The sequence below is a fragment of the Shewanella sp. 2_MG-2023 genome (assembly GCF_030548905.1).
Taxonomy (GTDB): Bacteria; Pseudomonadota; Gammaproteobacteria; order Enterobacterales; family Shewanellaceae; genus Shewanella; species Shewanella electrodiphila.
Map to the genome: position 1 here is coordinate 1 of NZ_JAUOSO010000030.1, position 14,294 is coordinate 14,294.

At 43.1% G+C, this 14,294-nt stretch carries 9 protein-coding genes and 2 tRNA genes; 2 read left to right on the forward strand and 9 right to left on the reverse strand.

Annotated features, from left to right (window positions below; translation table 11 throughout):
- Positions 1 to 2 precede the first annotated feature (2 nt).
- Positions 3 to 75 (reverse strand) — tRNA-His (locus Q4600_RS20385).
- A gap of 35 nt (positions 76 to 110) precedes the next feature.
- A tRNA-Arg gene (locus Q4600_RS20390) sits at positions 111 to 187 on the reverse strand.
- Between the two features lie 207 nt (positions 188 to 394).
- Here Q4600_RS20390 and Q4600_RS20395 point away from each other — a divergent pair.
- Positions 395 to 3,043, forward strand: coding sequence for a diguanylate cyclase (locus tag Q4600_RS20395; RefSeq protein WP_303517891.1), 2,649 nt, complete (start codon positions 395 to 397; stop codon positions 3,041 to 3,043).
- A 117-nt stretch (positions 3,044 to 3,160) separates the two neighbouring features.
- On the opposite strand, the gene rep is transcribed toward Q4600_RS20395, so the two are convergent.
- Positions 3,161 to 5,173, reverse strand: a complete 2,013-nt coding sequence (gene rep / locus Q4600_RS20400; protein ID WP_229372201.1) for a DNA helicase Rep — start codon at positions 5,171 to 5,173, stop codon at positions 3,161 to 3,163.
- Between the two features lie 267 nt (positions 5,174 to 5,440).
- Between rep and Q4600_RS20405 the strand changes: the two genes are divergently transcribed.
- The gene (locus Q4600_RS20405) at positions 5,441 to 5,695 is read left to right on the forward strand and encodes an accessory factor UbiK family protein (protein ID WP_102529550.1); all 255 of its coding nucleotides are present in this window, start codon (positions 5,441 to 5,443) and stop codon (positions 5,693 to 5,695) included.
- Between the two features lie 111 nt (positions 5,696 to 5,806).
- Here the strand turns inward: Q4600_RS20405 and Q4600_RS20410 are convergent, their stop codons facing one another.
- The 6 genes from Q4600_RS20410 to ilvG all read right to left on the reverse strand — a co-directional run bounded on the left by Q4600_RS20410 (position 5,807) and on the right by ilvG (position 13,781).
- Complete coding sequence (locus Q4600_RS20410) at positions 5,807 to 6,961, reverse strand: alanine--glyoxylate aminotransferase family protein (RefSeq protein WP_102529551.1); 1,155 nt, start codon at positions 6,959 to 6,961, stop codon at positions 5,807 to 5,809.
- A gap of 263 nt (positions 6,962 to 7,224) precedes the next feature.
- Positions 7,225 to 8,763, reverse strand: coding sequence for a threonine ammonia-lyase, biosynthetic (gene ilvA, locus Q4600_RS20415; RefSeq protein ID WP_303517894.1), 1,539 nt, complete (start codon positions 8,761 to 8,763; stop codon positions 7,225 to 7,227).
- A 118-nt stretch (positions 8,764 to 8,881) separates the two neighbouring features.
- Complete coding sequence (gene ilvD / locus Q4600_RS20420) at positions 8,882 to 10,741, reverse strand: dihydroxy-acid dehydratase (RefSeq protein ID WP_303517896.1); 1,860 nt, start codon at positions 10,739 to 10,741, stop codon at positions 8,882 to 8,884.
- A gap of 115 nt (positions 10,742 to 10,856) precedes the next feature.
- On the reverse strand, positions 10,857 to 11,792 hold the full coding sequence (locus Q4600_RS20425) for a branched-chain amino acid transaminase (protein WP_102529554.1): 936 nt from the start codon (positions 11,790 to 11,792) through the stop codon (positions 10,857 to 10,859).
- 31 nt (positions 11,793 to 11,823) lie between these two features.
- Entirely contained in the window at positions 11,824 to 12,099 is a 276-nt protein-coding gene (gene ilvM / locus Q4600_RS20430; RefSeq protein ID WP_303517900.1) for an acetolactate synthase 2 small subunit, read from the reverse strand.
- The gene (gene ilvG / locus Q4600_RS20435; protein ID WP_102529556.1) at positions 12,096 to 13,781 is read right to left on the reverse strand and encodes an acetolactate synthase 2 catalytic subunit; all 1,686 of its coding nucleotides are present in this window, start codon (positions 13,779 to 13,781) and stop codon (positions 12,096 to 12,098) included. The genes ilvM and ilvG overlap by 4 nt, the downstream gene beginning before the upstream one ends.
- Between the last annotated feature and the right edge of the window lie 513 nt (positions 13,782 to 14,294).

A 14,294-nucleotide genomic window follows, 5' to 3' on the forward strand; every position in this document is an offset into this window, starting at 1 on the left:
GGGGTGACTGATGGGGCTCGAACCCACGACAACCGGAATCACAATCCGGGGCTCTACCAACTGAGCTACAATCACCACTGATTTCAATCTTGCTAACGAACGTTACCGAATGGTGCGCCCAGAAGGATTCGAACCTTCGGCCTTACCCTCCGGAGGGGTACGCTCTATCCAGCTGAGCTATGGGCGCTCGCCTTGGTTAGCGACGCACATAATAGGGATAAATCACCTTCACGTCCACCTTTGTTTATAACTTTTTTGTTCGTTTGCTCAAGTTTTGAGTAAATTGTGATGTTTTTAAGCATTTTTCATTTTAAACTCTTGATAGTTCCCTTTATCGAGGAACTTTCATATACTCAAAGATGGTTATATTTCTCGAAAGGATTGAGGGAGCATCATGGAAAAGGGAAGACTCCCTTCTAATAGTTGTAAAAATATCGAGCACCTTCAAAGAAGGGTATCGAGGCTTAGGCGCTTAGCAACAAAGTATAAACGCGCTGAAATCATTCAAAATGCCTTATTAGAGATTTCCAACATTGCGACCCATGTGGTTTCACTTGATGCTTTTTATCAAGGTGTCCACAATCATCTGCAAAGTTTAATTCCTGCTGATAATTTTTTTATTGCTTCAATAGATCGTGAAACAGGTAACATCACTTTACCTTTTTTTGCCGATGAAAAAGACTCCCACCCTTCTGAACTGTATCCTGATGAGGAATTATCTTCTCTATTAGAGCGCGGGATCACCGGTTATGTCTTAAAAACAGGTGAGCCACTCTTTTGTGATGCCCAGCGATTTGATCAGCTGGTGTCACAAGGTTTCATTGATGACCTCGGCTCTGCTTGTTTGCAGTGGCTTGGGGTACCAATCAAACATAATAATATTGTCTCAGGTGTACTCGTAGTTCAAAGTTACAGTAACGATATTAGTTACGGCGAACTTGAGCTCGAATTGATGGGATTTATTTGTCACCATATTTCTGGGGTGATGGAACGCTTGCGCCATAACGAAGAGCTTGAAATCGCCATTGTTCAGCGCACCAAAGAACTGAGCAAAGCGTACGATAAAGTGAAGCTCGAAGTTCAAGAAAGAATGAAAGCGGAAAAGTTACAAAAGTCGTTATTCCAAATAGCCGACCTTTCAGCATCAGATGTCAGTGAAGCTGACTTTTACCCCAAAATCCATCAAGTCATTAGCCAATTACTTCCGGCAGAGAACTGCTTTATCTCACTCGTGCATAAAGCCTCACAAACCTTGTCTTTTCCTTTTTATGTCTCGCAAATGAGTAGTGAGCCGCCAAAGCCTAGGGCGATGCAAGATGGTTTAACCGAATTTATTTTAAAACACAAACAACCCAAACTTCTTAGCCAACAAGATATTCAAGACATGATCCATGCGGGTGAGATCTATGGCACCAATCCAGCGCTAAACCATACTCAAACCATGAAACAATGGATTGGTATTCCATTATTTATCCATGGCGAGGTTGCTGGCGGCTTAACTATTTACAGCCTGACAGATCAGAACTCTTATGCAGCAAGAGATTTAGAACTGCTGACATTTGTCTCTCAACATATTGCCAATGCCATTGAACGTAAATTCGCTGTTGAACAATTAAAACGTAGCCATGAATTATTAGAAGATAAAGTAGAAAAACGCACCAAGGCCATCGCTGAAATGAATGACAATTTACAACGTCAAATCATGCAGCGAAAAAAAATGGAAGCGCAACTGGTATACGATGCTAAACACGATAACTTAACTGGTTTACCTAATCGTAGCTTCTTTATGGAACGATTAACTCAAGCCATCAAACATATACGTCGCCACCCAAAAGAACAGTTTGCCTTACTCTTTATTGATTTAGATGGGTTTAAGCAAATCAATGACACTCTAGGCCATTTAGAAGGCGACAGGTTCTTAATCGAAACCTCTACGCGCCTTAAGTTATGTATTCGCGAAAACGATACCTTAGCGCGTCTCGGTGGCGATGAATTTGTCATTCTATTAGATTCAATCCACCAGCATAAAGATGCAGAAGATGTCTGCGAGCGAATATTAGAGACCATTTCAGAACCATACACTTTAGCGCAGCAGCAAGTGATTTCAGGTGCCAGTATTGGGGTTGCATTCAGTTGTGTGGCTTCATCAGATACTAGCGAATCTATCTTAAGAAATGCAGATACGGCAATGTATCAAGCAAAATCAAAAGGCAAAGGTTGTTACGTGATATTTGATAGACAAACTGAATATCATTTCAATCAACGCATTGAATTAGAGCAAGATTTTTTAAATGCCATAGAACAAAATGACATTGTGGTTGAATTAACCCCTGTAGTGTCTTTTGATGACAAAGAGATCATAGCTTATGAGCCTATTAGTTATTGGCAGCATCCTTCTCAAGGCTTAATCGATAACGAGCAACTCACTTCACTTGCTAACCAAACTCAAACCATGACGATGTTAGATGATTATATTTTTAAGTATATCGATGAACATTATCAGGCTCTCGCCAATGGTCTAGGTGAGAAAATACAAATACATATGCCACTTTCAAGTCAGCATATTAAGCATAAATATGGACTGCGCAGTTTACGGAATACCATCAAGCGCAGCAAAATTTGTGCATCTAAACTGTGGGTATTTTTTAACGAGAAAGCCTTTGTTCAAGACAGCACCAACCATATTAGCGCCTTCGAATCACTATCAGAACTTGGTATCAATATTGGCATTAATGCCTACGGCACCGGATATAGCTCATTAAGTAGTTTGAGCTTCTTACCAATTAAAGCCCTAAAACTCGATGCCGATATCAGCCAACACTTAGTCAACGATAAGCAATTGCAGCTAGCAAAAGCCTACCAGCTGATTGCAACAACATTGGGCTTTAAGATTTTTGCAGAAGGTGTAGACACTCAAAAGCAAAAGCAGATATTAGAAGAGTTAGGTTACATTCAAGGTCAAGGGCAGGTATTTTCACTGGTAAACTTAGTGTTAACTCAACATAGCGAAGGGGTCGATATCGCTGAGTTAACCCAAGCTTAATGCATTGCGTTGCTTGCTAAGCTGATTGAGCCAAGACTCATTTTTTTACCGATAGCACAACTCATAAGCCATAAGCCATAAGCCATAAGCCATAAGGCGAGTATTGAAGAGATATTGCTATTTTTTAAACATATCTCGAATATTAGCAATATTGGTTTTAGCGGATTGCGCTTTTTCTTGCTCAGTTTGTTTTGGCTTACGGTTTTCCCAAATCAAATCATCTTGCGGTAATTCCAGCAAAAATCTGCTGGGTTCGCAGCGCATGGTTTCACCAAACTGGCGACGTTCGCGGCACATAGTAAACCATAACTCTTTTTGTGCACGTGTAATGCCCACATAAGCTAAACGGCGCTCTTCATCAACATTATCCTCATCGATGCTCGACTGATGCGGTAAAATACGCTCTTCAGTACCCACCATAAACACATATGGGTACTCCAAGCCTTTTGAAGCATGCAGTGTCATCAATTGAACTTGATCGCCACCTTCATCTTCTTGATTGCGCTCCATCATGTCACGTAAAGTAAGGCGCGTTACCACTTCTGGTAATGTCATCGGCTCATCTAATTCATCACCTTCCAACATTTCAGTCACCCAACGGTATAACTCTGAAATATTTTTCATCCGCATTTCAGCCGCTTTGGCACTGGTACTGGTTTCATATAGGTAATCTTCGTAATTTATCTTACGAATAAGCTGTTTAATTGCATCTACAGGTTCACCGCGAGTGGCAATTTCACCGGTATCAACAATAAACTTACCGAATTGATACAGGGAGGCCATTGCCGCTGGCGCTAAGTGATGATTAAGCTCTGCCTGAAAAATCGCTTCAAACATCGAGATATGTTTTTGATTGGCGTAATTACCAAGACGCTCAAGCGTTGCAGGGCCAATACCACGCTTAGGCAAGTTCACCACACGCAAAAATGCATTGTCATCATCAGGGTTCACTACTAAACGTAAGTAAGCCATGATGTCTTTAATTTCTGCGCGGGCAAAAAACGACGTACCACCAGATAACTTGTAAGGGATCCGGTTGGTCATTAAGGCGCGCTCTAACAGCCTTGATTGATGGTTACCTCGATACAAGATCGCATAATCACCAAATTTAGTTTTGCCCATAAACTTATGACGAACTATCTCAGCGATAACACGTTCGGCCTCTTGCTCTTCATTGGCGGCAAACAGCACTCTGAGCGGCTCACCGTAAGCGAGTTCACTGAACAGTTTTTTATCGTAAACATGGGGGTTGTTTGCAATCAGGATATTCGCTGCACGCAAAATTCGTTGGCTAGAGCGGTAATTTTGCTCTAACTTGATTAAGCGTAATTGCGGGAAGTCTTTGCCCAATAACACCAAGTTTTGTGGTTTCGCACCACGCCACGAATAAATGGATTGGTCATCATCACCTACCACGGTAAAACGAGCTCGTTCACCCACTAATAGCTTCACCAATTCATATTGGCTGGTATTGGTATCTTGGTATTCATCCACCAGCAAGTACTGAAAACGAGTTTGCCAGCGAGTACGCACTTCTTCATTGTTACGTAATAATAATGTCGGCAGCAAAATAAGATCATCAAAATCTAGCGCATTGTAGGCTTTCATGTGCTGAGCGTAGCGTTGATATAATTTAGCAAATAATTGCGTTTGTTCATCACCGCCACGTTTAAGCGCTTGATCAGGAATGACTAAGTCGCCTTTCCAATTAGAAATGGCACTGGCGAGGGCTTTAATGAGATCTTTATCTTCTTCAAGCTCATCTTCAGTAAGCTCTTTAAGCAGTGCAAAGGTATCTTGATCATCAAACAGCGAAAAGCCTGCTTTTAAACCGACCACTTTATGCTCACGCTTGATGATCTCTAACCCCAGCGTATGGAATGTAGAGATCCATAATCCACGAGCTTCTTTGCGTCCCATCGATTGTGAAACACGCTCTTTCATTTCACGCGCAGCTTTATTGGTAAAAGTCACAGCGGCAATATTGCGCGCCTTGTAGCCACACTTTTCGACTAAGTATTCAATTTTGTTAATAATTACCCGAGTTTTACCACTGCCTGCCCCTGCTAAGACTAAACAAGGTCCAGAAACATAGTGAACGGCATCATTTTGCCCAGGATTTAACTTCATGCTGTCGACTTTACCAATAACGAAAATAAACGGAGTGCGATCATACCAGAAAGCAGCGATCGACAATGATTAAATTCAACGATATCACTATTCGGTTAACCCTTAAGGCGATTCGATCGAAAGCGGCATAGCAAGCGTATTGATTATCAAGCTCTCCCCTGCAATGTTAGAACCATCACACAAGCTGAGCGATAACTTTGGACATGCAGACGGGCTCAGGTACAATTAACTCATAAACAAGAAACCTAATTGAAGATGGTATTGACGATGATTAATCCAAAAAAACTTGAAGAAGTTGCTAAGCAGCTGAGTGATAACCTTCCTAGTGGTGTAAAGCAATTTGCAGGCGAATTCGAAGAGCGTTCAAAGCAAGTTTTACAAAGCCAACTAATGAAATTAGATGTCGTTTCTCGTGAAGAGTTTGAAGTTCAGCAGCACGTGTTACTAAAAACCCGTGAAAAACTCGAAGCATTACAAGCTCAAGTTGAAGAATTAGAAAAAAAGCTTTCAGCTGACGCATAACTCCAGCTGATAGTAGATTCAATTAACGATAAAACAAAAATGGCATCCTAGGATGCCATTTTTTTATGCTCACTTAGCGAAGTTAATCTCTAATTAAGTGCAGATGAAGTGCTAATTAAGCACTTCATCTAATGCGCGCAAACATAAAGCGACGTTTTCGCGGCGGGCAGCATACCCCATCAAACCGATACGCCAAGCTTTACCAGCCAGAGCACCCAATCCAGCACCGATTTCAAGATTATAATTTTCCAGTAATTGCTTTCTCACTAACGCATCATCTGCGCCCTGTGGAATGTATACTGCGTTCAGCTGTGGTAAACGACACGACTCATCAACAACAAAGTTCAATCCTAATTGTTCAAGGCCACTGCGTAATAATTGGTGCATATCAGCATGACGCTGCCAGGCATTTTCTAAGCCTTCAGTGGCGAGTAATCGTAATGACTCATGCAATGCATATAGTGCATTCACTGGCGCAGTATGGTGGTAGCTTCGTTTAGCACCGCTGTCTTTATTACCCCAATAGCCCATCACTAAAGTTTGATCTAAAAACCAACTTTGCACAGGCGTAGTTCGACTTTTGATTTTCGCGACGGCTTTATCAGAAAATGACACAGGTGAAATACCTGGTACACATGAAAGACACTTCTGACTACCAGAATATATGGCGTCAATGCCCCATTCATCAACACGTAGCTCAACACCACCAAGCGAGGTCACAGCATCAACGATTGAAATACAATCATGTTGCTGCGCTAAAGCACATAAGCTTTTAGCGTCAGATAATGCGCCGGTTGAGGTTTCAGCATGCACAAATGCGAGAAACTTAGCATCAGGGTTCGCTTTCAGCGCTGCTTCTACGGCCTCGACAGAAACGGGTTCGCCCCACTCGTTATCGACGACAACAGCAGTGGCACCCACACGTTCAACGTTTTGGCGCATACGCTCGCCAAAGACACCATTGCGACAAACAATGACTTTTTCGCCAGCTTCAACCAAATTAACAAAACACGTTTCCATTCCCGCACTGCCAGGTGCAGACACGGCTAAGGTCATTTCGTTTTCAGTTTGAAAGGCGTATTGAATAAGGGACTTTAACTCATCCATCATTGCGACAAATAATGGGTCTAAATGACCGATGGTTGGCTTAGCTTGTGCAGCAAGTACTTCTGGATACACGTCTGAAGGGCCAGGCCCCATTAGCGTGCGACGTGGTGGATTAAAAGCATTAATACTTGGTGCTGAAATTGTTGGTACAGATAACATCAAAGTCTCCTTGGCTCGAGGTCAATTTGTAATAGCTCAATGAAACCTACATTTTTAATTTTATTTAACGCCACCGAATATTATCTCGTTTGTGGCTATTGCCTCTTTGGGCTGAAATGACAATAACACACAGATAGGCCAAAAGGCGCTATCCACATGAAATTTATTAGCTAAAAAGCCTTTTTAGTACTTATCTCACCCCAAATAAAAATAGCTTCCCGAAGAAGCTATTTTGATGAGTCAAGATGATGAAAAAGGTGAGACTAATGCTGACCTGAACTTAAAAAGAGCTGATAAGCAGGGCTATGAGTTTCTTCTTGATAAACAAAACCTAAATCAGTCAAAAACTGGGCGAATGCCGCCTCATCAGAAGCGGGTACTTCAAACCCCGCCAATACACGACCAAATGCTGCGCCATGATTACGGTAATGGAATAAGCTGATATTCCATTGGCTTTGAAGCGTGGTTAAAAACTTAAGTAACGCCCCTGGGTGCTCTGGAAACTCAAAGCTAAACAAGCGCTCATCTAACGGCTCTGGTGGGCGACCACCGACCATATAGCGCACATGAAGCTTGGCGGTTTCATCTTCAGATAAATCCTGAACCTGAAAACCTTCAGCTTCTAAGTTGGTAATAATCTCATCTAACTCAGCTTGGCCTTGGCTAATGCGAATACCTGCAAACACCACTGCGCTGTCACGACTATTAAAACGATAGTTAAACTCTGTCATTGCCCGTTTATTGAGAATTTGGCAAAAACGTAAAAAGCTGCCCGGTTTTTCAGGCACTTTTACTGCTAACACGGCTTCTTTTTGTTCACCCAATTCACAGCGCTCAGACACATAACGTAAACTATGAAAGTTGACATTGGCGCCACTTAATATCGCCGCAACCTTCTCACCTTTACCCGCTTCTTTTGGATGCTGCTGTATGTATTTTTTAAGTCCAGCAACAGACAATGCACCTGCGGGCTCTGATATAGCGCGGGTATCTTCAAAAATATCTTTAACCGCTGCGCAGATTTCATCTGATGTTACCGTTATGACCTCATCGACATAATCTTTCGCGACTCTGAAAGGTTCCTCACCAATGCGTTTTACTGCTACGCCATCAGCAAATAAGCCAACTTGCGATAGTGTCACTGGCTCGCCAGCTTCCATGGCCGCTTTTAAACAAGCGGCATCTTCAGGTTCAACACCGACAATTTTAACTTGAGGCATCACCGCTTTGTAATAAGCTGCAATACCTGCAATTAACCCACCACCACCTACCGGTACAAATACGGTATCAAGGTCGCGTTGTTGCTGCAGCATTTCTTGGGCAATTGTGCCTTGACCTGCTATCACAGCTTCGTCATCAAACGGGGCTATATATGTGCGATTTTCCGTTTCGGCTAATTGCTTAGCATGCTCGTTTGCTTGATCAAACGCTTCACCAAATAACACCACATTGCCACCGAGTCTTTTTACGGCATCGATTTTAATTTCTGGGGTCGTGCCAGGCATAACAATGACTGCATCAATGCCTCTACTGGCTGCTGACATTGCCACACCTTGAGCATGGTTGCCCGCAGAAGCGCACACCACACCGTCTTTACATTGCTGTGGCGTTAGCTGTGACATACGGTTATATGCACCACGCAATTTAAACGAATGCACAGGTTGCATATCTTCACGCTTAAGATAAACCTGACTACCTAAGCGAGCCGATAATTTATTTAAACTCGACAGCGGCGTGACTTTCGCTACGTCGTAAACTGATGACAGCAGCGTTTTTTGCAAATACTCTTGTGCTAAAGACATAGGCTTAATTCCATCAGTGTTGGTTATATTTCAAATGCACACATTCTTAATATCTTTACCTAAGAACATAGGGTTTAGGATAATAAGAATGTGCTGATAATAAGCTTAATCTATTCGCTTAGCTTTCTAACTTACTGCGGTCGCGAATCGCACCTTTATCGGCACTGGTTGCCAATAAAGCATACGCTTTAAGTGCTAATGACACGTAACGCTCACGGCTAACAGGTTTCCACGCTAATGGGCCTTTGGCATCCATTGCCGCTTTACGCTTAGCCAGCTCAGCATCCGAAACGGCTAATTTGATACTACGAGATGGAATATCAATCTCAATTTGATCGCCATTTTCAACTAACGCAATGGTGCCACCAGCCGCTGCTTCTGGTGAGATATGGCCAATTGATAATCCAGAAGTCCCACCTGAAAAACGACCATCGGTGATAAGTGCGCATGCTTTACCTAAACCACGGGATTTAAGATAGGTGGTTGGATACAACATTTCTTGCATTCCTGGGCCACCTTTAGGGCCTTCATAACGGATAACAACCACATCACCGGCAACCACTTCACCACCTAAAATGCCATCAACAGCATCGTCTTGGCTTTCGTATATTCTTGCACTACCCGTAAAGGTGAGGTTTTCTTCATCTACACCCGCAGTTTTAACGATACAGCCATTTTCAGCCACGTTACCCGATAACACCGCTAAGCCACCTTCTTGGCTAAAAGCGTTTTCACGAGTACGAATACAGCCTTCTTGACGATCATCATCTACGCTATCCCAGTAACAGTCTTGACTGAATGCCGTTTGGGTAGGGATACCTGCAGGACCTGCACTGTAAAAGCGTCTGACATCCGCATCTTGAGTTTGAGCAATATCATATTTGGCTAACACGGACTTTAAGTTTCCACCGTTATCAGCCGCCACATGCGGTACGTCGGTATGCAATAAACCGGCTCGGTCTAATTCACCTAAAATGCCCATCACACCACCAGCACGATGCACATCTTCCATGTGGTATTTCGGTGTTGAAGGAGCGACTTTACATAAATGCGGCACCAAGCGAGACATTCTATCAATGTCATCCATGGTGAAATCGACTTCACCTTCTTGCGCTGCTGCAATCAAATGTAAAACGGTATTAGATGAACCACCCATAGCGATATCCAATGCCATCGCGTTTTCGAATGCCTTAAATGAAGCGATATTACGTGGTAAAACACTGTCATCGTCATCACGGTAATAACGGGTCGCAAGATCCATAACGCGGCGACCGGCTTCTAAAAATAGGTTACGACGAGCTGCGTGTGTGGCAAGAAGAGAACCATTACCAGGCAAAGACAGACCTAATGCTTCAGTTAAACAGTTCATTGAGTTCGCAGTGAACATACCTGAACAAGAACCACATGTTGGACAAGCGCTTCGTTCAATTTGCTTGCTGTCTTCATCACTGACATTAGTATCTGCACCTGCCACCATTGCATCGACTAAATCGAGTTTAATGATTTGATCTGAAAGCTTAGTTTTACCCGCTTCCATTGGGCCACCTGACACAAAAACGACGGGAATATTCAGTCTTAACGCCGCCATCAACATGCCAGGAGTAATTTTGTCGCAGTTAGAAATACACACTAATGCATCAGCACAATGCGCATTCACCATGTATTCAACACTGTCGGCAATCAGCTCGCGAGAAGGTAGGCTGTACAGCATGCCGCCGTGCCCCATAGCAATACCATCATCGACTGCAATGGTATTGAACTCTTTAGCAATACCACCCGCTTCTTCAATTGCGCCTGCAACCAATTGGCCCATATCTTTTAAATGCACATGCCCCGGAACAAATTGAGTAAACGAGTTTGAAATGGCAATAATTGGTTTACCAAAATCCTTTTCTTTTACACCAGTTGCACGCCATAACGCGCGTGCTCCTGCCATGTTGCGACCTTCGGTACTGGTTGCTGAGCGTAGTTTAGGCATTGTTTTTTCCTTCCTTTGTCATTCCATTATTTTCGATGGAATTGGTCAAATATGGTCATGTTTTGGTAGTTAATAGACTACTCACAGGATTTTTCATTATTATTTGTAGCCAGTTTTATACTGACTTTTTAAGCGGTTCTAGCCAGCCCCATTTATCTTCGGTTTCACCATTAAAGAGGCCAAAAAAACTGCTCTGAACTTGTTTAGTCACTGGGCCGCGTTTACCCGCGCCCACTTCGATACGATCAACACTTCTGACAGGGACAATTTCAGCTGCTGTGCCTGTCATAAAAATCTCGTCTGCAACGTACAAAAACTCACGTGCCATTGCTTCTTCAATCACTTCATAGCCTAAGTCTTTAGCTAGCACCATGATGGTATCTCGGGTGATCCCTTTCAAAATTGCCGCTGTTGCTGGCGGGGTATAAATCTTATTGTTTTTAACCACAAATAAGTTAGCCCCTGCGCCTTCACTGACTAAACCGTTGGTATCAAGTGCAATTCCTTCATCAAAGCCATTACGTTTTGCTTCGGTCGAAATTTGCAGTGAAGATAAATAATTCCCCCCCGCTTTAGCGCCTGTAGGAATCGTATTTGGCGCCAAGCGTTGCCATGAAGTGACCGCGACATCAACACCTGCATCCATGCTGTCTTCACCTAGGTATGCTCCCCATGCAAAAGCCGCTACGACCATATCACATTGGGCATCAATTGGCGGGGTGATCCCCATGCCTACATCCCCTAAAAATATTAACGGGCGAATATACGCACTCGGTAAATTATTACTCATGACTGAGTCATTACAGGCTTGCATCACTTGATCAAAACTATAAGGCACATTCATCCGGTAAATTTTGGCTGAATCAAACAGACGCTGCACATGATCTGTTAACCGAAAACCCGCTGGGCCAAGGTGAGTATCATAAATACGAATGCCTTCAAATACTGAGGTGCCGTAATGCATTGCGTGAGTCATCACGTGTACTTTGGCGTTCTGCCAAGGCATGATTTCACCATTAAACCAAATGAGTTCTGATTGTGTCGCAGCCATAATGTTTTCCTTGTTGAATATTGATGAATGGTTAAGCGCTTACTGAAGCTGGTGTTTCAGCTCCAACTGGCACTGCTGAGCTTGTGAGCACTTGGCAATCAAGCACATCAAATAACTTAGTCAGTTGATGTGTTAACAATCCAATTACTCGCTCACTTTCGACATCAAAATTCACTTTTAATGTACTGTCTTCATTTACGGTCATGGTTAATTCTGTCACGGTAAAGCCGCGATGACGTGTCACACGTAAAACACGCTCTAGCACCTCAGGTTGCGGCTTTAATCTTAATTCAACTGCATTCATCATGTTTGCTTCTCCATTTGGTCCATCATGTCACTGTTACATGCCCCTGGTGGGACTAACGGCCATACATTAAACGCATCATCAATAGCGACATGCAGCATAAAAGGCCCTGGGGTTGCGAGCATTTCATCAAGCGCGGCTTCTACTTCTTCAGCGCGATGAATGGTGCGGCCTGGAATATCAAAAGCTGATGCCATTAACACAAAATCAGGATTATCGGATAAATCAGTTTCGCTATAACGTTGCTCAAAAAACAATTGCTGCCATTGCTTTACCATGCCTAATTTTTGGTTATCAATAAGCAGTATTTTTACGGGTAATTTACGACGTTTGATGGTGGTAAGCTCTTGTACATTCATCATGAATGATCCGTCACCCGATACCGTTACAACGGTCGCATCAGGTCGAGCAACTTGAGCGCCAATTGCTGCTGGTAAGCCAAACCCCATGGTGCCTAAACCCGCACTAGATAAATGATCCTCAGGACGGCGGAACCACATGTGCTGCGCCACCCACATTTGATGCTGGCCCACATCACAACTCACGACACTGTCTTCTGGTAACTTGTTAGCTAAGCGGCGTAACATTGCTGGAGCATAGATAAGATCGCCAGGGTGTTGATAATCCCATTGATGCTCACGGTATAAGTCTTCCACTTCTTGTTGCCACTGCGTCAATTCAGCTTGCATATCCAATGATGCTGCAAGGGCGGGTAACACTTGACGGAAATCTGCTGAAATCGCTACATCAGCCTGACGTAGCTTGTTAATTTCGGCAATATCGATATCAAGGTGCAATACTTTGGCATTTCCAGCAAAAGTGGCTAAACGCCCAGTCACCCGATCATCAAAACGTGCACCGACAACAATCAATAGATCGCATGACTGCACCGCTAAATTTGCCGCTTTGCCACCATGCATGCCTAACATACCAAGGTAACCTTTAGTGCCATGGGCAATGGCGCCTAAGCCTTTCAATGTGGCAACAGATGGAATACCTGTTTTATCAATAAACTGACGCAAATGATCGACCGCGCCAGCCATGCCTACGCCACCACCAACATATAAAATGGGTTTCTTTGCTTGCTGTAATAATTCACGTGCAGCATCTATGGCTGTGACTTCAGGTGCAGGTTCTTCAGTGACAGTCAGTAATGGTGTTTTATACTCAAGCTCTGCTATTTGGATGTCTTTAGGTATATCAACTAATACTGGACCTGGGCGGCCTGAAGCCGCGATTTCAAACGCTTTATATAAGGTTGGAATTAATTCATTAATATCGGTGACCATAAAGCTGTGTTTGGTGCATGATAATGACATCCCCAATACATCGATTTCTTGGAAGGCATCGGTACCTATCACGGCGGTAGAGACTTGGCCAGTTATCGCAACAACAGGCACTGAGTCCAATAGCGCATCAGACAAAGAGGTAATAAGGTTAGTGGCACCGGGTCCTGATGTCGCGAAACACACCCCTGTTTTACCACTTGCTCTAGCATAACCGACTGCGGCAAATGCAGCGCCTTGTTCATGGCGACTCAAAAGGTGTTCTACTGGGTGACCATAGAGTGCATCGTAAATCGGCATAATTGCGCCACCAGGATAACCAAATACCGTGGTCACACCGTGTGCGGCTAAAACTTTGATGACTGCGTCTGCACCACGCATTTTCTGCCCTGATTCCATATTGATACTCTCGTCATTGATCTGCGTTTAAAATTAAATATTTTTTGATAAAGCGACATAGTCACAGTGATTGTTAAAGCCCATAAAACAAAAAACCCCCGGTCCTTTCGGAGCGGGGGTTTTTGCAAATTCTGACTATTAACTCAGTCTCGTTGCCAAACGCCACCCCCGCGGTGACTTAATAATCACGACGGTAATAATCACAATAATGAGCTGGGCAGCTTGGTTAAACATAAATAACTGAGTCCTAAAAAATATTTGTTAACTTTTCTGTTAAGTCAGGCTCAGTGCCAGACTTGTTTATAATTCATCCTCTATAGGAGTACCATAAAGTGATTTATAAACACAACAAAAAATCCTGTGTTGTAAAAAAAATTCAGCTTCCCTGCCGAGACAATGCAAACAACAACAAAAATCTAAAGCTATGAAGGTAAGTTTAAATTCATCGGTGAACTTAAATTACCCCCCTAATTTTCAATAGATTGTTTCTACTTATCATTCATTGAAAGTAGA